This is a genomic window from Peptoniphilus sp. GNH (assembly GCA_021307325.1).
Taxonomy (GTDB): Bacteria; Bacillota; Clostridia; order Tissierellales; family Peptoniphilaceae; genus KA00134.
On sequence record CP089931.1, the window covers coordinates 703689 to 723859 of the forward strand.

Here is a 20171-nt window from a genome sequence, read left to right on the forward strand (position 1 = left end):
CACAAAAACTCTTTAATACACATTTACACTTTTTTAGCCTTCTTCTCCTATGAAGTCGTCAAAATTTTTAATTTCCATTTCCAAACTAGCCTCATCTGTATCGATTATTTTGCAGACATTTTTACCTAAAAATATAAGTTTTGCGAGGACTTCTTTTTTGTAAATTTTTTTAAGAGCATAAGCATAAAGCCTCAACTGAGACTTGTAATAGTCAGAAAGCTCCTCTGGGCTGCCTTTTCTATTCGTCTTGTAGTCTATAAGCTCCAAGTGGTCATCGTAAAATCTGACCTCATCCAAAATCCCATACAAGTTTCCATTTTGGGTTTTCAAGTGGATTTCCAACTCATGAGTTTTCTTGCAATCCTTATAAAAATAACTTACATAATTTTCAATTTGATTTTCAAAAAATCTGTATAGACTTTCCTCTAAAAAAGATGCCTTCAAAATATTTTTCATGAGCCTTTCGTGGTCTACGCCCCTATATAAGGAGATGAATTTGTGAACTAAGCTTCCATATAAGCCTGGGTTTAAAACTGACTTTGTGCTTTTTCTCTCTTCCATTTCTGCAGTTTCTTTTTTGTTTATATGTTTCAAATAAGCAGTTACAGTATAAAATCTGTCTTCTTGCTTGGATATTTTTTTCAAAAAAGCATTTTCAGCATCTTCAATAGGCTCAGATAAGTCTTTTGTAAGCTTTTCATCTTTTTCCACTTTTGCTGGTTCTATCTTTGATGCCGAAAAATCAACTCCACTTTTAAGCATCATGTCAAGATAAGAATTTTCTTCAGGTAATTTTGGGTTTAAAGGTCTTGTGAAAACCAAGTTTTTTTTGGCTCTTGTAGCAGCGACATAAAATATTCTTATTTCTTCTTCAAATTCCCTAAGGCTTTTGATTTTAGAATTTATCTCAAACCTTCCTGCGCCCTCAAACCTTATCCCAAGTCCTATCTCTTTAGAAAAATTGACCTTTTCAGTATTTTTGCCTCCACTTTTTTTATATGAAGCTGGTATTATAACAACATCATATTCAAGTCCCTTTGAGCCATGTATAGTGAGTATATTTACGCCACTTTTCCCGTCATCCAAGTTCATTTCCTTTTTATTTTCAAGAATTTCTACAAACTCCAAAAGACTAGTGTCCTTGCCCACTTCATATGGAAGCTTTAAAAAATATTCCACATTTTTAAGTCTGCTTTCACCCCTTACTTTGACTGACAAATTTTCTAAATAATTACTTCTCTTAACTATCTCATCAAGCATATCTACAAGATTCATCTCACTGGGAAGACTTCTAAAAAACTCTAGATTATCAAGCCCCTTTCTAAGTTTTTCTCCCTCCGAGTCCTTTAAGCTTTTGTAGACTTCTTCACCCTTTTCAAAATATAGCTTCAAACTACTGGGAAAAAGGCATACAAAATCAGACAAAAGATATGCCGCCATAAGATAAGGATCATCGCCTATTAGCAAGAGTTTGAGTAGATTTTTAAAATCGGAAATCTCCTTTATTTCATCCATGCTTTCAGATTTTTTTATCTTGTAAGGGATTTTCTTGGCATCAAAGGCAGCTGCCAAGGACTTAAAATTGATTGCCGATCTTGAAATTACGGCGACATCTTCATAGGCTATGTTGGAAAGCGATTTAATATAGTCCGCTATGACATAAGCCTCTTTTTCTCGAATTTCTTCCGCCGATAGATCCTCTGCATCAAAATCTAACACTAAGAGATCGTCTTTTGAGTATTTTTCATTTGCAGCTAGTATGGCTTTATAATTTTCCATAAGACCAGCAAAAATTTTATTCAACTTATCCATAAGACCTTTTTCTGTTCTGTAATTGTCATCTAGATTTAAAAGAAGACCTCCAGAATTTTCTATGGCTCTTGTGGTGAGCTTGTACTCGTCTATATCCGATCCTCTAAAGCCGTATATGGCTTGTTTCTCATCTCCTACTACAAAGAAATTTATATGATTTGTCAAATTTTCTGTCAACTTTAAAAATAAGAGTCTTTGAGTCCTGTTGATGTCTTGAAATTCGTCAACCATAAGATAGCTTATTTTATTTCTAATTTTTTTTGCTATCTTTTCATCCTCCATAAGTTTTAAGACAAAAATCTGTAGATCCTCGAAATCGAGCAAATTTTCTTGGACCTTTTGCTCAATATAGGTCCTCTCAAATTGTTTCAATGCTTCAAAAAAAATCTCATACAAACCTTCTTTTGGGTCTTCAAGATCTGATAAAATTTTGAAAATTTCATCCTGGCAGATATTTTTTAGAGGATTTTTAGAACTTTTCATACTTTCCACTAGCTCTAGCAAATTGTCCCTTGTAAGTTTGCCACTTTTTATGTCCTCATAGGCAGAAGTTTTTGTAAATGCTTGAAACTTTCTCATTTTCTTTTCATTCTCTAACTTCTTAAGACAAGACATCAGATTTGAAAAAGACCCGAGTTTAGTTTTTCTGCTGAGTTTTTCAACCTCTTCCACACCATAACCCAAAGATCTCATATACTCGTAAAAATCTGTTATGACCTCTTTAAAACTAAAAGGATTAGCTATATCCAATTGCTTTGCCATTTCCTTTATCTCAGGTCTATCTTTTAGATCGTCCATTATCTTGTCCGCAGATTTTTTCATATAAACGGGTTTTTTATCCTCATCTAAAATCTCAAAATCTTGATTCAAATCCAAGTATATGGAATAAGTCCTTAGCAAGTCTTCACAAAAAGAATGGATGGTTGAAACTTTGAGATCATAATTTTGAAATTCACCTTTTTCTTCTTGGCTTGCTAGTGTTCTTATAATCTTACCAAGCATCTCCTCAGCAGCCAATTTTGTAAAGGTTATGGCAACTATCTCTTGGGACTTGTTTTCACCGATAAAATTCCCATTTTGTAAAATATTCAAATATCTGCCTGTCAAAACGGCAGTTTTCCCCGTTCCAGCTCCAGCACTAAGCCCTAAATGCTTCTCGATTTCTTTTAGGGCCTTTTCCTGCTTGGGATTATATTTCATCATAACCTCCGCACAAATCAAAAAATTCGCAACTACTTCCCTTGCACTTTTCACTCTTGGAAAAATCTCCACCGTCTATGCCTCTAAATACATCTTCAAGTAGGACCTCCAAGTTTTGTAAAAGTAAATCCAAGTCCTCTTTCTCATCCTTGCCTCCAGAGTTTTTATGAGTAAAAACACTGGATCTCTTCAAATCTTTTATAGAACAATATGACAGTCCTCCCAGCTCATAACCCTCATTTTTAAGATAAAGAGCATAGACTAAAAGCTGCACATTTTCCAAATTTTTTACTGCTTTTATAGATGGAGCCAACCCCGATTTATAATCAAGTATGTGAAAAAGATTGTTTGAATCCACATCTATCCTATCTATCTTTCCATAAATTTTTTTATCATCAAAAGAAAATACAAACTTTTTTTCAAACTCCTTGCATTGTAAAAAAGCCTTACTTGCAAAAAGTATTTCATTTTTTATGCAGGCCTTTATTTTTTCAAAATAATATTTTTCGCCGACTTCCTTATGAGGAAAAGAAATTTTTAAAAACTCTCTTTCAAATAAGGCTTGCAGGATTTTTTCGTCAAATTCGGCAAATCCCTTGATTTTAAAATAGTCCTCTAAAATTTTATGGTAGAAGTTGCCGAGTTCCAAATAATATTTGTCTTTGTAATCCCAAGAGGGAATTTCTAATTTGAGTATATACCTTAGATAAAACTTATAAGGGCAATCAAGATATGCTTGTATTTGGCTCGTAGAACTAGATTTATAAACTATATTCTCACAAGTCCACTCCCTTTTAATCCTCTTTTTAGCCTTCTCATAGGCGTGCATATTTTTTAAAAAAACCAGACTTTCTTTTTGATCTAGCTTTTGCTTTGAAAAAGCCTTGAGATAATAAGCTTCTTGCAAATCTAAAATATCTCCGTCAAAGTCTTGGAAATCAAAATCATCTTCCAATCTCACAAGCAGCTTTGATTTTAACTTGTCTTTTCCAGCTTCAATAAGAAAATATGCCCTCTCACAGCCATCTAGTATAAGAAGAAAATCCTTGTAGAGGGTGTCAAAATCACTTCTCTTTTTATAATCCAAATCAAATTTTTTTCTAAGCTCTTCAAATATGCCCTGGTCCAAAAAAGTTTTGCGCTTGGGCCTTGGGTAGGTAGGATCCATAGAAATTAGAACCCTGGTCTTGCTCCTTTTCCCCTGCACTGCCAAAATATCATATAGATCTATTCCCTTTGAGCCATTTACACTTATTTTTTTAATAGCCGAAAGCCTTTTTATGATGTCAAATTTTTTGTCTTGATCTAGAGATAAAATTCGACAAGCTTCCTCAGTTTCCTCTAAAATCTCATACATTTGTTCTAAAAGTTTGCAGTCATTTTCGTATTTTTTTAAATCTTCGTCCTCTTCATAACTCTTATAGAGGCTCTCTCTTATAGCAAATTTATTTAAAAGACTTACAAAGTCGAGGTCCTTTAAAACAAAAATTTCCTCTTTTATAAATTTTATAAACTTGTAAAGTTCCTCTAGCTCTCTCTCTTCAAGCTCTGCCCTAGTATCCGAGAAAATTTTTTCTAAATCTTCTAAATTTTCAAATTTAATTTTTCTCAAAATTTTTTCCACATCAAAACTATTCTCTACGGGAAAATATTTAAGATTTAATCTTGCAAGAAGACTTTCTCTAGTCCTTTTTTCTAAGTAAGAAAAAAATTCAAGGCATTCTCTTATAAGCCTAAAAGATTCAACCTGTTTTGCCTCCTTATAGCAAATGTCAAAATCATTTTGGCTCAAAATCGCATTTATGTAATCATCTGATCCAGCTAAGATATCTGCATCTTCTTTGCTAGATAACTTTAAGGCTGTCCTTGCTAAATCATTTTTACTCTCTGAATAAAATCTGTAGAACTTGGTTTCGATTTTACGGCTAAAATCTTCTCTTTTAAAATTTTTGAAAATCTCATTGTCCAAGTAAAAAGGACTCAAGATTATAAAATTTTTAGCCTTCTCTATAAGTCTATTTAAGAGTTTTTCATCCACCCTGTCAAAGCAATGATAAGAATCCAGAATAACTGTATCATAAGAGGGCCACAAAAAATCATTTTCAAGACCAGCCAAGGCCCTGCCCGGTCTATCTAAAATTTTATAAGTCTTTAGGGCCTTTTCATATTGATAAAAAATTCTTTCTAGCTTTTCAAACTCAGGGTAAATTTTTAAATCCTCGGGGCTTATAAAATTTTCTCTGAGTTCATAAATATAATTTATAAGGACCCTTGCATTGGTGCTTGATATGTCTTTTAAGATGCCTTTTTCATTTTTCCTGCACACATCTTCTAAAATCAGCTCCGGTAAAATTTGACTTTCCTTTAAGTTGCTCATGTCATTTAAAAAGCCTCTAAGAGTTTTAAATTCTATATTGGAAAAGCCCTGCTCATAGTCTAGCATTTTCAGTTTTTTTTGATTGATTGCCTCTTTAGATGGCAAAAAATATAAGACTCTACCATCTTTTGCCAAGTTCAAAACTTCCCTATCGAAGATTCCAGCATTGTTTTTATTTATTAAAAATTTTTTCATAAACGCAAATCCTCCAATACTTTTTTAAATTCTAAGGGAAGCTCCGCTTGAAAGGTCTTGCCATTTAGATAAGATAGGTCATCACTAAACCCGTTCAAGACAAGTTTGTAGGAGTGCAAAAACTGATTTTTAAGTGGAAATTTCTTGTTTTCTTTGGGATCTCCATACTTTCTATCGCCTATTACTGGAAAACCCAAATCTTTTAAACTGGTCCTTATTTGATGAGTCCTGCCCGTTATGAGTTCCACTTCCAAAAGACTATAATCTCCACTTGTAGATATCCTTTTAAAATTTGTTATAGCCTCCTTGGCATCCTCACTTTTAAAATCTACTCTGACCTTATTTTTCTTTTCATCTTTAAGTAAAAATGAATGACTAGAAAATACTTCATCAGTCCTGCCTTTTACCAGGGTGAGATAATATTTTTTTATATCTCTAGACTTGATAGCCTTATTTATTTCTCTCAATGCTCTGGCATTTTTGGCTCCTATCAAAAGACCCGATGTATTCCTATCTAACCTATTACAAATCGCCGGTCTAAAAGTTCTCGACTTTCTAGGAATAAATTCCTTTTTGGCAATCAAGTAATTTATAAACATATCCAAAATATTCCTGTCATAGTCCCCAGATGAATGAGTCAATATCCCTGCCGCTTTATTTATAATAGCTAAATTTTCATCCTCATATAAAATATTTGGAAAATCGCCCAAGGTCATATCTTTTTGCTCTTTCTTAAACTTTTCTAGAGTTTCATCTGCTATAAAAAGTTTTATTTGATCTCCCTCTTTTAAAAAATCCTCAGCCTTAGCTTTTTTCCCATTTACGCTGATATTTTTCTTTCTGATGTTTTTGTATATGAAAGATAGGGGAGCCTTTTCAAGATATTTTCTTAAAAATCTGTCCAGCCTTTGTCCATCCTCGTTTGCGTCTATAATAATTTCTTTCACTTTATCCCTCTTTTAAAACGTGTTATAATAACCTCATTATAACAAATGGAAGAGGGATATCTTGAATTTTTTAAATAAATTAAAGGACGTATTTTTTTGGATTTTAAAAAAGTTTGTCGTTGTTTTAGTCATCTTGGGGCTTTTGCTCCTTATAAAATGGAAAATAGACTCACTCTATATAAGTTCTCTAACAAGCAAGGAAACTACTTTTTCCATCTTGGATGAGTTTCAACTTATAAAGGGTCAAATAAAAAATAAATTAGGTATGCAAGAAGAAATTGCAATTGAACTCCCCATAGTTGAAGAACTCGAAAAAATCGACGAAGAAGAAAAACCTACAACTATAAATATTCCAGAAGGAGCAGAGCTTGACGATATAGCAAATGTCTTAATAGACAACGAACTCATCACTAGCAAAGACACCCTTTTGAATATGATTGATGAAATGGGATTAAAAAACTCCTTCTCTGCCGGTACCTTTGAAATTCCCAAAAACACAAAAGCAAGAGATATACTCTTGATTCTTGCAAATACAAATCAAAAAGAAGTAGAGATTGAAATCCCAGATGGTTCATCTACTCTTGATGTAGCCAATATCTTAAAAGAAAAAGAACTCATACAAAGTCCTGAAACCTTTGTAAAAAATGTCGCCGATTTAGGATATGAAGGCAAGATTTTGCCGGGCAAGCATAAACTTTTAATGCCACTTAAGGTAGAAAAAATTATACAAGCTCTTTGCCAAGAAAATAAATAAAATATGTATTTTAGACTAAATGATTCTTGAGCCTTTGCTCTTTATATTTAGTCTATTATTCGGAGAGATGGCTGAGTGGTCGAAAGCGCTTGTCTCGAAAACAAGTAAACACTTTCGTGTTTCGGGGGTTCAAATCCCCCTCTCTCCGCCAAGTTTTAAATTGAGCATAAAATTTTTTATAAAAATAAAAAATCTGTTGAACCTGATAAAGTCTAAAGTCGACTCATCTATCTTCAACAGATTTTTTTACTTAACTTTTCACTTAACTTTTCACTTAACTTTTTACTTAACTTTTTACTTAACTTTTTACTTAACTAATTTTTTTATATCTGAAACTTTATCAAGTCTTTCCCAAGGCAAATCCAAATCATTTCTTCCAAAATGGCCATAAGCTGCAGTTTGCCTATAAATTGGTCTTAATAAATCCAAATTTTTAATTATGGCTGCTGGTCTCGGATCAAAAACTTGATTTACAATATCTTCAATTTGGTTATCAGATATCACACCAGTGCCAAAAGTTTCAACATAAATAGAAACAGGTCTTGCCACTCCTATTGCATAAGCTAGTCCAATTTCACATCTCTTTGCAAGTCCTGCTGCCACAATATTTTTTGCAATATATCTAGCATAATAGGACGCCGATCTATCGACCTTTGTCGGATCCTTTCCAGAAAAAGCTCCACCGCCATGTCTTGCAAATCCACCATAGGTATCGACTATTATCTTTCTTCCAGTAAGACCCACATCAGCAACAGGTCCGCCAAGCACAAATCTACCAGTTGGATTTACATAAATTTTAGTGTCCGCATCTACCATATCACCTACAATTGGCATTATAACTTCACGTCTTATATCTTCTCTAATCTGATCTATCCCAACACTTGCTTCATGTTGACTTGAAACCACTATGCTTTCAAGTCTTTTAGCAATCCCATTTTCGTATTGGACAGACACTTGAGTTTTGCCATCTGGCAGTAGATACTCCAACTTTTTATCCTTTCTTATTTGAGCAAGCCTTCTAGAAAGCTTATTGGCAAGATCGATTGGAAGGGGCATATAATTGTCGCACTCATCAGTTGCATATCCAAACATCATGCCCTGATCTCCTGCTCCCACCTTGTCATATTCAAGGTCGCTATCCCTATCTACACCCATGGCTATATCTGGTGATTGAGGCTCAATTGTTTGCAAAACTGCAATCGCATCAGCAGCAAAACCAGCTCTGGGATCATCATAACCAATTTCTCTTATGGTATCTCTTGCAATTTGTTTTATATCTACATAAGTATCAGTAGTAATTTCTCCTGCTATCATAACAAGACCAGTAGATGCAAGAGTTTCGCATGCCACTCTGGCATTTTTATCGTCTTTCAAAATAGCATCCAAGACCGCATCTGAAATTTGATCGCAGACCTTGTCTGGATGTCCTTCAGTTACAGACTCAGAAGTGAAAATCCATTTTTTCATATTTTCCTCCATTTTTCGCATAAAAAAAACTTCCTTTCGGAAGATAAGAACAAAAAGAACCCATCTTCCAGATTTACTCTGTGGGATTTAGCACCACTTACAGGTTGCCGGGTTTCACAGTGCCCATTCACTCCACCGCTCTTAATAGGTACCTTTATATTAACAAATATTAAAGTGCATTGCAAGAATTGAAGATAAAATTTGCAATAAAAAAGGAGCATTTCTATTACAGAATAGGCTCCTTACTACTTATACATATCTCTCGGTCCAAATTTAATTTTACTATCAATAACTACTTTTTCTCCCGGCAGTCCATACTTATCTATAAGAGAGGCTGCAATAGCACAAAACTCTCCCCTTGTGATGGCTCCCTTGGGATTTAATTTCCCAGCTGATCCTTCAATAACTCCTGCCTTTACCAAAGCGCCCATGGCTCCTTGATAAGCTGGATTCACATCCTTTGCATCTTCAAACTTTTTAAAGTCCAAGTCGCGATCTTGAAAATTATACATATAGGCAAATACATAGACCACTTCTTCTCTCAATATAGACTTGTTTGGATACAAATTTCCCGTTGTCGGCACCAAATAGCCTGCCTTTATTGCCTTCGATACATCTGTGTAATACCAATCCTTAGGACTTACATCTGAAAAAGTAACTGTATAAGTTTTCTTTAAATTGGCCATATTATTTACAACAGAATAAAATTCCACCTTGGATATTTCATTTTGTGGTTTGAAATAATTGCCTTCATATCCTGAAATAAATCCTGAATCAGATAAGCTTTCAATATAGGCTCTGGCCCAGTGATTTTTTATATCCGAAAAAGTCTTTGCAAATACAAAGCTTGTAGATGTAAAGAAAAGAATCATTGCCAAGAGCAAAACTCTCGCCGATTTTTTCATTCTACCACCTCATCTAATTTAGATTATAGCAGTAATTTAATCTTTCTAATTTTAAGATTGTGTTACAAGATATTTTTTTTGTAATTTTTCAGTAATAATGGTAAAATATGTTCATTGATATCGGGGCGTAGCGCAGCTTGGTAGCGCGCATGGTTCGGGACCATGAGGTCGGAGGTTCAAATCCTCTCGCCCCGACCACACAGCCTTTTAGGCTTATTTTTTTGCCCAATTTCCATTTTCAAATATCAAAACTTCTCTTCCGTCTTGTCTTACTCCTACAATCTCTGTGTCCTTATAACCAAACATGAAATCAACATGAATTATAGAGTCATTTACTCCTCTTTTTTTCAACTCATCCTCGCTCATTTGATCTCCATTTTCTATACAAGTAGGATATGCCTTTCCCAAAGCCAAGTGGCAAGAGGCATTTTCGTCATAAAGAGTCTCAAAAAACAATCTATTTGTATTCGATATAGGCGAATCATAAGGCACTAATGCCACTTCTCCAAGATGTCTTGCTCCCTCATCCATGTTTAACATATTTTCTAAAATTTCTCTGCCCTTTTTGGCATCAAAATCTACAACTTTTCCATCCTTAAACTTAAACCAAAAGTCCTCAATCACATTGCCATTATAATTTAAAGGCTTGCTTGCATATACAAGTCCATTTACCCTATCCCTGTGAGGCATAGAAAATACTTCTTCAGTTGGAATATTGGCAACAAATCTTTCTCCTCTTAAATTGTCCTCACCGCAAGCTTGGAATACATAAGACTCAGGTAGACCAACTTCCAAATCAGTTCCATTAGATGACTTAATTTTAAGTTTTGTAAACTTATTTTCGTTTAGAAAATCTGCATTTTCGCCCATGAGTTTGATGTGAGCCTCCCAATTTTTAACAGGATCCTCATCCACTCTGGACACATCCAAAATCAATTCCCATAATTTTTCGACAGCAAGTTCATCGTCCATACCTTCGAAAATCATCCTTGCCCAAGCCTTGGTTGGTGCTCCCACAACACACCAAGACACCTTATTTCGCATTTGTTCAGCCGCAAAATGTTTAAGAGCTTGGCTTTGTGCTTTTCCAGCTGCCATAAGCTTTTGCGGATCTAAACCCTTTAGCCCATTAGGATCTTCACCTATAAGAGCAATCAGCTTGTAATTATTATCCACAAAATGATTTTGTTCATCTATAAAATATTGAGGTATATCAGTCAACACTTTTTCTGCCACATTTTCAAATCTGAGCGCATTTAATTTTATATCTCTGAAATTAGTCTTTACATCCTTTGCTCCAGCCTTGTAGGCTTCCTCTGCTAAAACTCGAACAAATTCGTAGTTTTCAACCGGTGCCCTTATTACTAAAACATCTTTTGGATTAATGCCCAAACCTGTATTTACAATCAAGTTTGCATACTTTCTAATTCTATCTTTTAAATTCATAATTTCACCTCTGTTTTTTATTTTATCATACTATAGTCAAAAATCCTCTGCTATAATTAAGTTAGGAGGTATAAAATGACACCACACAATATAGCGAAAAAAGGAGAAATAGCCAAAACAGTTCTTATGCCGGGAGACCCCCTAAGAGCCAAATTTATGGCTGAAACTTTTCTTAAAGATAGCAAGCAGGTAAACAATGTCAGAAATATGTTTGCCTACACTGGAACTTATAAGCAAAAACCCGTTACAATTATGGGATCTGGTATGGGATGCCCTTCTATGGGAATCTATTCTTATGAGCTTTTTAAGTTCTATGATGTAGACAACATAGTGAGAATCGGCTCATGTGGAGCCTTTCAAGAAGATTTAGAACTCTATGATATAATACTTGCCCAAGGAGCATGTACCAATTCAAACTACGCTGAGCAATATCAGCTGGGCGGAGTCTTTTCTGCCATTTCAAGCTTCGAGCTGCTAGAAAAGGCTTATAGATCCGCCAAAGAAAAGGGAATCAAAACTCACGTCGGCAATATCTTATCCTCTGATATCTTTTATAGTGCAATAGAAGACTATTGGAAGCCCTGGGCTAAGATGGGTGTACTAGCTGTTGATATGGAGGCCTATGCCCTCTATTCAAACGCTCAGTACTTAGGCAAAAATGCCCTCACAATCCTAACAGTTTCTGATTCTCTTGTAAGCAAAAAAGAAACAAGTGCCGAAGAAAGAGAAAAGAATTTCAAAGACATGGTAGAAATTGCCCTTGAGCTTGCATAATTTTTTATTTTTTTAAATTAGTGTTTGACAAATTTATCTTGATGGTCTATGATTGTTTACAATATAAAATGTTGATTAGAAAATAGTAGCCTTTGAGCTAGTCTTAAGAGAGTCGATGGGTGGTGCGAATCGATGACAAACTGAAGGTGAATGGGTCTATGAATGCGAGGCGAATCACAGTAGCTAAGACGGATCTCCCGTTATCGAGATAGAATATGTCAGTATTCGAAAAAGATGCACACTTGTGCAAAAAGGATGGCACCGCGAACAACCATTTGCTCCTTTATTGGGGCAAGTGGTTTTTTTATTTTCTAACACTTTTTAAATTTTTTTTGGAGGAAGAAAAAATGAAAACGAAAAATATGGTTATGGCAGCAGTTCTCTTGGCGATAGGTACAGTATTACATCTTATTTGTCCGCCTATATTTGGTATAACTCCCGACTTCTTATTGGCTACTATGTTTGTTTCTATAACATTTAATAAGAATGTAAAAGGCACACTTGCCATCGGCGCAGCAGCAGGCATCTTGACAGCGCTTATTACAAAATTTCCTGGAGGACAAATCCCCTCACTTTTTGATAAAACAATCTCTGCCCTTTGTTTTCTCACCATGCTAAAAGCTTTGAGTGCAGGCAAAAAAGATCCTTCTTTGATTCAAGTTTCATGCCTTACATTTATAAATACTATAATTTCAGGTCTTGTATTTCTTTATGTAGGTCTTTTGCTCGCAACGCTTTCTTCTAATACAGATGCTTTAAATATCTTCTCATCAGGTATGGGCAAACTTATAATAGTTGTAGTAGTACCAGCCGCCCTTGCCAACTTGATATTTGCATCCTTTATGTATAAGTTGGTCTTTGTAACAGTAAGAGAAAGAATCAGATCTTGAAATTCAAGCTAAAAAGCCCCAGAAGATATAAAATAAAATTTAAAAAATCTTCTGGAGCTTTTTTGCATATAATATTTAATTTTTAGTCTATTTATTTTCCATTTTTTACATAAGAGGTCCAAATACTCTAAGAACAACTCCCAAAAATCTCTCAATCCAAGGGCTTTTATTTATGTCTTCTAGCTTAATCTTTCTGCTTTGAGCAAGCTTGGTGTCAAAATCTTTTTGTATATCGAAAACATCTCCATAGATGACTACCCCATTTTCAAAATGTAAATACAGACTTCTAAAATCCAAGTTTACAGTCCCAACAGTTGCTATCCTCTTATCCGAAACAAATACCTTGGAATGGATAAAGCCTGGCGTGTATTCATAAATCTCAACGCCTGCTTCTATAAGCTCTTTATAGTAGCCTCTTGCAACCAAAAATGGAATTTTTTTGTCTGGTATCTTGGGCATTATTATCCTGACCTTGACTCCTTTTTTGGCTGTAAATTTAAGCCCAGTAATCATTTCTGAACCCAGAATCAAATAAGGTGAAATTATATCCACATAATCCTTGGAAAGATTCAAAATATTGGTGTATATATTTTCTGCAATTGATTCTCCGTCATCAGGGGCATCACCATAGGGAATATAAAAATTTTGCCCCTCTGATCTTTTGTAGTCTATACCTGTGTAGTCTGACAAGTGGATGACCTCTTCGCCTTGAATGTTATACATCTCCAAAAACATAGCTGTAAAAGATTTGACAGCCTCTCCCTCGATTTTTATGGCATTATCTGCCCAATATCCAAAAGGACTTTTGAGATTTAAATATTCATCAGCTATATTCATCCCGCCCGTAAAAGCCACCTTGCCATCCACAACCAAAATTTTTCTGTGATCTCTATTATTTTGATATGTAGATAAAATTGGCGCTATCGGATTGAAAATTTTTGCCTTTATCCCCATCTCCGCCAATCTTTTTTCAAAATCAGATGGAAGAAAGAGCATAGTAGCCCCATCATACATGAGCCTTACTTCTACACCGCTCTTGGCCTTTTTCTCCAATATTTCCAAGACTTCATCCAAAAAATCTCCACTTTTTATTATAAAATATTCCATGAAGATAAATTTCTCGGCCCTTTCAAGCTCTTCTAAAATAGCTGGTGCAGCCTCTTCTCCAGAGCTGTAATAAGAAGATATCGTGTTTTTATATATGGGATAAGTCCCCCTAGAATATAGGTAGTCAAAAAGTCTTGCAAAGCGAGAATCTTTTTGTCTAAATTCTTCCATGACTTCTGCATTTTGCTTAAAATTTTTTCTGGTCTTTTCAATATTTTTTTCCAATTTTCTTATAATCTTGGAAGTGCCGGGCATGAGCTTTATAAAAATGTAAAGCAAGCCACCAAAGACCGGAAATATACCCATCGGAACTACCCATGATAGCTTATATGACGGATGCAGATCCTGAGTTGCAATATAAATTACCAAGACGATACCCAAAAGAGTCAACAAAACTGTAAGAGTAGACGAATATGAACCTATTCTCAAAATCGCAATAAGCAAAATTACAAGTTGAATCGCAAACAAAACAGCCGTCAAAATTATAGGTCTGTCCTTTATATTGTGCTTCTTATTTAAAATTTTCTCCTTGGGATTCATCTTATCATTATTCAATAATAATCACATCCTTGGGATATGAATTTAAAACCTCGCAGCCGTTTTCTGTAACTAAAACAAGATCTTCAATCCTAACCCCCACCTTGTCCTTTATATAAATTCCTGGCTCAATCGAAAAAATATTGCCAACCTCAACAGGAAGATCATATGCCATGCTGACATCTGGTAATTCATGGACTTCGCTTCCTATAAAATGACCCGTCCTATGAGTGAAATACTCCCCATAGCCTTTTTCGCTTATATAATCCCTTGCAAGAGCATCTATATCTTTCAAAAGCACACCCGGTCTTATACCTGCAATGGCTCTTTGATTTGCCTCTTTTACAATTTCATAAACCTTCTTAGACTCCTCATCTGCTCTCTTGTAGAAAAAAGTCCTTGTCATATCAGAACAATACCCCTTATAGATACATCCCATATCCACCACGATAGAGTCTCCAACAGATGGTCTTGAATCGTCATTTTCATGATGAGGATCGGCAGCATTTTTCCCATAGGCAACTATGGGTTCAAAAGAGTAGTCATAAGAGCCATACTCTTTATAAAAATCAATCAACTTAGCTGCCATCTCTTTCTCTGTCCTATTCTTAGAAAGCTCCACTCTCATAAGCTCCATAGCAGCATCATTTATCTTTGATGCCTTTCTCATAAGTTCAATCTCTTTATCATCCTTCACAGCTCTCAAAGAGTCCACCAAAAAAGATGCCAAAACAAAAGACTTGTCCTTATTCATATCCATCAAAGGCAAAAGAAATCTAGCCGGCATAATCTTGTCTATACCTATAATGTTTCCGCTTAGGTGTCTAGATAGAGCTTTTTCTTTATTGTCAGTATCCAAAATCCAATCATAAGAAAAACCCTCAAGCTCTGGCCTTAGAAAAAGCTTATTAATTACAAATACAGGCTTTTCATTTTGAGAAATTATAAGACAAGCAAGCCTCTCTCCCGGTTCAATCATCTCCCCGGTCAAATAATTTATCGAATATTTATCAGTTATCAAAACACAATCTATATTTTCTTTCGCCATATTTCTTTGTAGCAAATTAATTCTCGTCATCATATTCCTCCTTATAACTTTAGTTGATTATATAATAAAATTACAAATAAAAAAAGCCGATAGCATTCGGCTCTTTTTACAATAAATATACAAATTTTACATGAAAATCTGCTAATCCTCCTGAGCTTTTACAAGCAAAATAAAAATCAATTAAGGCTTGCCTTATAAATAGAATCAATACTCTTTCCAAGCAAATCGTCAAATTCTTTATCGCTTTGATTCTTAGAAAGTCCCTCAGTCAAAGCTCTTGAAAAAGAAGCTATCATCCTATCATTTCTAGACAGGCGCTTGTTGGCTTCATCTCTAGAATATCCACCAGAAAGAGCAACTATCCTCACAACTTGTGGGAAATCATACAAGTCTTTGAATAAATTATCCTTACTTGGAATTGTAAACTTAAACATCACATAGTAATCTGAAGGCAAACCTTTAAGTTCCTCAACTACAAACTCCTTCATCTTGGCCTCAATCTTTTCCTTATCAGCAGAATTTATATCCACTTCAGGCTCAATAATCGGCACAAAACCAGCCTTACAAATTTTCTTTGCATAATCAAATTGTTGTTTTACAACCTTTCCTATCATCTCTTCATCATATTCTTTTATAAGAGATCTCATCTTAGTTGCAAAAATATTTCTTTGCTTAGCAGTCTCTAAAAGTTCATCAAGCCCCTTCATCTCCTTCATAAGAGAAGAGCCTCTAAACTCATCAGCTAGTCCCTCATCGACCTTTAGAATTGGCACTATACCCTTCTTTTCCCAGAGAAAATCCGCCGTATAAAGACCATCAATCTTAGAATTCATAGTCTTTTTAAATAAAATTGCTCCCAAAATTTTTTCTTTATCAAAACTTGAAGACTTGATAATTCTAGTTCTCATCTCGTGAACTTTTTCAAACATCTCGTCTTCATTCTTGTATTCATCCTCCATGACCCCATAAAGTCTAAGGGCCTTGGGAGTAGACCCACCGCTTTGGTCCAAAGCTGCTATGAAGCCCTTGTCCTCTCTCATTCTCTTTAACTGTGCTTGATTCATTATACCCTCCAATTTTTACTATAACTAATCCTATAATCTTCACGCATATTTAGGCCATGCCCTTGTCTATTGCTCTTTTTATATGAATGTATCGAAACAGACATAATAAAAAATAAAATCAAAAGTACCCAGGCCCACCAGATCTTATGTATCGGTTTTCTCATACTATCACCTACATACTTTAATTATACCATGATTCTTGCCACTTATAAGAAAAAAAGAGAGATTAGAAATATCCAATCCCTCTAAAGAAAAATCCTATAAATTATCTAGTGCTTTTTAAATTATTTTCAATAATCTTGCCATCGCGAATAAATACTAAAGTCTTATTAACATTATCGGGATCAGTAATTCTAAGGCCATAATTGGTGCCCTTGTCATCTCTAATCTGTAAACTATAATCTTTAATCACACTAATCTCATCATTAAAAGCATTTTTAAAATCATCATCCACTGTATCATTATCTCTTAGATGCCTATAAAAATTTGCAGCCAAATCCTTGGGAATTAGATTAAAAGTAGCATTCTTTTTATCAAAAGAAATATCCCCACGATCACTTACATTATCTTGCAAAACTTTAATATAAGACTCTGGATTCTTATCTTTAACGATAATTTTATGATCCAAATTAGCCTTCTTGCCCGCATTTTCTATTTGCTTCTTCTTTTCCAAAGAAAGAGCTGCAGGAGTATCTCCTACAAAAACAGTAGAATTATCATCATCCCAATTAACTTTTTCGCCAAAAAGTTCTGCCACAGCCCTTAGTGGCACAAAAGTCCTACTTTTTATAATCTTGGCTGGAGTATCAAGAGAAATTTCATCATTATTTTTGCCATCAGATAGACTTATAACTTTTGAATCTATCTTCAATGTAAGCCTCTTTGCATCCTTAGAAATTTGCACTTCACGGTGAGCATTATCCCAAAACACATCATAACCTAAGCTTTCACTAATAACACGAATCGGCACTAGAGTTCTACCATTTTTTATAAGAGGCATGACATCACTTTTGACCTCATTTCCTCTAACTACTATCTTAATATCTCTTGCTGCAAAAGCCTTGCCAGTTAACAAGAGAGCAAAAAGAACAAAAATAAATAAAAACCGTCTTAACTTCATAAAGGCCCTCACTTTCATATAATAAAAGGACCTGGCATAGATTAATGGATAATCTTGCCATGTCCTCTATAGTCTTTAATCTATCTAAACATATTTTAAAAATGTATCCTCACATCTACTCTAAAATCTCAATCCACGTCTCATCTAAACTATTTAAAGGTCTTCTATACCTATGAGTATGACCAGCTTCCACGATTTCATAGTATGCCCAGTGAGAAGCATCAATATCAGGGAAGACTTTGACCTTGTCCTTGACAAGACGAAGCCCCGATTCACTTACCTTTCTCTTTGCATAATGATTTAAAAGCTTAGCAGCTTCAGCACGGCTCAAATAATCATCAGGCTTAAAAGTGCCATCAAGATATCCGTCAATTCTGCCATTACCATACTCTTGATTAATGGCATCCTCAAACTTATGACCCCTTATATCAGGATAAGGCGACTTGGCATCATTTTTAGTATCCAGAATCGACAAGGCATAAGCAAACTCTCCACGAGTCATAGGCGCATTAGGGCGAAGCTTCTTGCCGTCAGCTAGGAGCATATTTAACTCCACAGCCTTATTTAAGGCTCCATTATACCAACCAGACGGTGTATCGACAAAGTCCAATTTCTTTTTATTTGACAAATCTTTTCCTGCCAAACGCAAGATCATCGTAACAGCCTCAGCTCGGCTCACTCGTCCCTCAGGCCTAATAGTCTTATCTTCATAACCTCTAATATAAATATAGTGGATGCCTTCCTCCATCTCCACGCTATCCGATCGTCTTCCAATATATGGACGCACTATAAGACCCCCACGATTTGGTATATGAGGAATCGGAGGTGTCGGTGGTTGTGGCGGCATAGGTGGTATCGGTGGTTGTGGCGGTGGCGTAGGTGGTGTCGGTGGTTGTGGTGGTGTCGGTGGATTTGGAACAACTTTCTCTTTGAAAGATGCCTTAAAAGTTTCTGCTTCACTTACCATTCCTGTACTTGGTATATCCTTATTCCATTTATCTAATTCATACTTTTCTTTTGGATCACCTTGAGTTTGAGGAAGTGTAATTCCCGTTTCTGTCCAAAGAGTATCTTTTAGAACCTTATAGGCAACTTTCTTCACCAATTTTTCCGGACTTGCCCCTGGCATAATTAATTTACCATTATCTCCAGCTTCAAACATCACAGTTACATACTGGTCTTTGTCAGTATCAGGAATTTGTGGTTCCTCTCCAGGCCCATCTGGATTAAATGGTCCATAGGTTACTTGTTTCCATCTCGCTTCTAAACTAGTATCACCACTAATTGGTGTTGAAAATTCAAATTTTGAATCTTCTCCTTCTTTAAACCAGCCTTGGAAAATGAAATTTTTCTTTTTAGGAGCTTCTGGCTCTGTTGCAGTCTTATTCTTTTGAACGACTTGTGGACGAGGTTTTGGACTCCCACCCTTTGCATCAAAAGTTACAGTAAAAGAATCTTCTGGTAGCAGTTTGATGGTCCAACCATCTACAAAGTTTCCAGATGTAGAAACCTTAAAAGTTTTACTTGAGCCATTCTTCAAAACACAAGTAATTGTATTTTCATTTGTTTGACCCTCTAATTTAATGGTGTTTAAATAAACATCATCTAAATTAGGTAAATAGATACTTGGATTTAAAAGTCTTTGATTTCCGCTATCAGATCTTATGATGGTTTCTCCACCTGCTTTTGGAAGATAATATCGAACAACTTTTTCTTTCCCGGCCTTAGTTCTCCCGGTAAAGCGTCCAATTGGATTATCTTTTAACTCGACGCCATCAGGTAGTTCAAGCTTTATCTTAGAAGCAGCTACTTGATAAATATCATAATCAAATACAAGTTGCTTATCTCCGTCTTTATAAGACCCGTTAGAATAGAACTCTTTTAAATTGAACTTAAACTTTTCGCTTTGAAAATCATGAGCATAATGGTATAACCTTATTTCATTATTTACAAGGTAATAGGCCTCCGTCTCCCCTAAAGAAACTTCTCCTGCTTGAGTGATTGTTCTAGTTATAGGAGTTCCTTCGCTGACCTCTTTTCCACTTTCGTCATATCTTAATTTCTGAATGACTATCTTCGGAGAATTTCCTTCGAATATATTCATATTCTTGTGGCCATCTTGGTCAATGAAATTTTTAAGATTCACCTTTACAATTAATTCATGCTTAATCTTCAAAATATCGGGATTGATATTTTGTTGCACATTATTAATTCTTAAATTGGCTGCTCTTAAATTCTCAATTTCCAACCCACCATTTACATTGGCAGATTTAGCCAAAGTTTGAAAAGAATTTTTTCCATGTTCCTTATATAGGTTTTTCATGGCTTCAAAATCGAAAAGACTTTCAAACTCATTATTATCTTTATTTAGAAGATTATAAATATCTTGAATGTCTTTTTCATTCCACTGAGGTTCAACTACAACTCTCTGTTGATTCGTTTTAGTTTCATAAGCAAAAATATTTATTGGAAGAAGTGTGAATATAAACAGTAGAGACAAAACAAATGAAAGTATTCTATTTTTCATC

At 35.0% G+C, this 20171-nt stretch carries 14 protein-coding genes, 2 tRNA genes, 1 riboswitch and 1 other annotated feature; of the genes, 5 read left to right on the forward strand and 11 right to left on the reverse strand.

Going from position 1 to position 20171, the window contains the following annotated elements:
* Positions 1 to 33 precede the first annotated feature (33 nt).
* The 3 genes from LV469_03650 to LV469_03660 are packed head-to-tail and all read right to left on the reverse strand — an operon-like array spanning position 34 to position 6531.
* Positions 34 to 3012, reverse strand: a complete 2979-nt coding sequence (locus LV469_03650; protein ID UHR03397.1) for a UvrD-helicase domain-containing protein — start codon at positions 3010 to 3012, stop codon at positions 34 to 36.
* Entirely contained in the window at positions 3002 to 5584 is a 2583-nt protein-coding gene (locus tag LV469_03655) for a PD-(D/E)XK nuclease family protein (protein ID UHR03398.1), read from the reverse strand. The genes LV469_03650 and LV469_03655 overlap by 11 nt, the downstream gene beginning before the upstream one ends.
* Complete coding sequence (locus LV469_03660) at positions 5581 to 6531, reverse strand: RluA family pseudouridine synthase (GenBank protein ID UHR03399.1); 951 nt, start codon at positions 6529 to 6531, stop codon at positions 5581 to 5583. The genes LV469_03655 and LV469_03660 overlap by 4 nt, the downstream gene beginning before the upstream one ends.
* 61 nt (positions 6532 to 6592) lie before the next feature.
* Here LV469_03660 and LV469_03665 point away from each other — a divergent pair, with 61 nt between their 5' ends.
* Both LV469_03665 and LV469_03670 read left to right on the forward strand, forming a co-directional pair.
* Positions 6593 to 7285, forward strand: coding sequence for an endolytic transglycosylase MltG (locus LV469_03665; protein ID UHR03400.1), 693 nt, complete (start codon positions 6593 to 6595; stop codon positions 7283 to 7285).
* A gap of 61 nt (positions 7286 to 7346) precedes the next feature.
* Positions 7347 to 7436 (forward strand) — tRNA-Ser (locus LV469_03670).
* Between the two features lie 155 nt (positions 7437 to 7591).
* On the opposite strand, the gene metK is transcribed toward LV469_03670, so the two are convergent.
* Positions 7592 to 8752: a methionine adenosyltransferase gene (metK, locus tag LV469_03675; GenBank protein ID UHR03401.1), complete on the reverse strand. Its 1161-nt coding sequence runs from the start codon at positions 8750 to 8752 to the stop codon at positions 7592 to 7594.
* Positions 8753 to 8809: 57 nt separating this feature from the next.
* Positions 8810 to 8903, reverse strand: a riboswitch (SAM riboswitch).
* 94 nt (positions 8904 to 8997) lie between these two features.
* The gene (locus tag LV469_03680) at positions 8998 to 9657 is read right to left on the reverse strand and encodes an S-layer homology domain-containing protein (protein UHR03402.1); all 660 of its coding nucleotides are present in this window, start codon (positions 9655 to 9657) and stop codon (positions 8998 to 9000) included.
* A 121-nt stretch (positions 9658 to 9778) separates the two neighbouring features.
* Here LV469_03680 and LV469_03685 point away from each other — a divergent pair.
* Positions 9779 to 9855 (forward strand) — tRNA-Pro (locus LV469_03685).
* 15 nt (positions 9856 to 9870) lie between these two features.
* Here the strand turns inward: LV469_03685 and LV469_03690 are convergent.
* Positions 9871 to 11103, reverse strand: a complete 1233-nt coding sequence (locus tag LV469_03690) for an aminopeptidase (protein UHR03403.1) — start codon at positions 11101 to 11103, stop codon at positions 9871 to 9873.
* 75 nt (positions 11104 to 11178) lie between these two features.
* Between LV469_03690 and deoD the strand changes: the two genes are divergently transcribed.
* On the forward strand, positions 11179 to 11877 hold the full coding sequence (deoD, locus tag LV469_03695) for a purine-nucleoside phosphorylase (GenBank protein ID UHR03404.1): 699 nt from the start codon (positions 11179 to 11181) through the stop codon (positions 11875 to 11877).
* 62 nt (positions 11878 to 11939) lie between these two features.
* Positions 11940 to 12163 (forward strand) — a binding site (T-box leader).
* 61 nt (positions 12164 to 12224) lie between these two features.
* On the forward strand, positions 12225 to 12767 hold the full coding sequence (locus LV469_03700; protein ID UHR03405.1) for a tryptophan transporter: 543 nt from the start codon (positions 12225 to 12227) through the stop codon (positions 12765 to 12767).
* Positions 12768 to 12872: 105 nt separating this feature from the next.
* Here LV469_03700 and cls read toward each other — a convergent pair whose 3' ends face one another.
* The 5 genes from cls to LV469_03725 form a co-directional block, all read right to left on the reverse strand.
* Complete coding sequence (cls, locus tag LV469_03705) at positions 12873 to 14429, reverse strand: cardiolipin synthase (GenBank protein UHR03406.1); 1557 nt, start codon at positions 14427 to 14429, stop codon at positions 12873 to 12875.
* Positions 14422 to 15489 (reverse strand): Xaa-Pro peptidase family protein, encoded by a 1068-nt coding sequence (locus LV469_03710; GenBank protein ID UHR03407.1) that lies wholly within the window; start codon positions 15487 to 15489, stop codon positions 14422 to 14424. The genes cls and LV469_03710 overlap by 8 nt, the downstream gene beginning before the upstream one ends.
* Before the next feature lie 146 nt (positions 15490 to 15635).
* A complete protein-coding gene (locus LV469_03715; GenBank protein ID UHR03408.1) occupies positions 15636 to 16523 on the reverse strand; it encodes a fructose bisphosphate aldolase in 888 nt (295 codons plus the stop codon).
* A gap of 265 nt (positions 16524 to 16788) precedes the next feature.
* Positions 16789 to 17643 carry a copper amine oxidase N-terminal domain-containing protein gene (locus tag LV469_03720; protein ID UHR03409.1) on the reverse strand — a complete coding sequence of 285 codons (855 nt, stop codon included), beginning with the start codon at positions 17641 to 17643 and terminating at the stop codon, positions 16789 to 16791.
* A gap of 115 nt (positions 17644 to 17758) precedes the next feature.
* Positions 17759 to 20170 (reverse strand): S-layer homology domain-containing protein, encoded by a 2412-nt coding sequence (locus LV469_03725; protein UHR03410.1) that lies wholly within the window; start codon positions 20168 to 20170, stop codon positions 17759 to 17761.
* Position 20171: the final 1 nt, after the last annotated feature.

Coding starts and splice junctions, on each gene's coding strand:
- LV469_03650 (UHR03397.1), bottom strand. CDS start 3,012: ATGAAATATAATCCCAAGCAGGAAAAGGCCCTAAAAGAAATCGAGAAG.
- LV469_03655 (UHR03398.1), bottom strand. CDS start 5,584: ATGAAAAAATTTTTAATAAATAAAAACAATGCTGGAATCTTCGATAGG.
- LV469_03725 (UHR03410.1), bottom strand. CDS start 20,170: ATGAAAAATAGAATACTTTCATTTGTTTTGTCTCTACTGTTTATATTC.
- LV469_03690 (UHR03403.1), bottom strand. CDS start 11,103: ATGAATTTAAAAGATAGAATTAGAAAGTATGCAAACTTGATTGTAAAT.
- LV469_03720 (UHR03409.1), bottom strand. CDS start 17,643: ATGAAGTTAAGACGGTTTTTATTTATTTTTGTTCTTTTTGCTCTCTTG.
- LV469_03700 (UHR03405.1), top strand. CDS start 12,225: ATGAAAACGAAAAATATGGTTATGGCAGCAGTTCTCTTGGCGATAGGT.
- deoD (UHR03404.1), top strand. CDS start 11,179: ATGACACCACACAATATAGCGAAAAAAGGAGAAATAGCCAAAACAGTT.
- LV469_03715 (UHR03408.1), bottom strand. CDS start 16,523: ATGAATCAAGCACAGTTAAAGAGAATGAGAGAGGACAAGGGCTTCATA.
- LV469_03680 (UHR03402.1), bottom strand. CDS start 9,657: ATGAAAAAATCGGCGAGAGTTTTGCTCTTGGCAATGATTCTTTTCTTT.
- LV469_03710 (UHR03407.1), bottom strand. CDS start 15,489: ATGACGAGAATTAATTTGCTACAAAGAAATATGGCGAAAGAAAATATA.
- metK (UHR03401.1), bottom strand. CDS start 8,752: ATGAAAAAATGGATTTTCACTTCTGAGTCTGTAACTGAAGGACATCCA.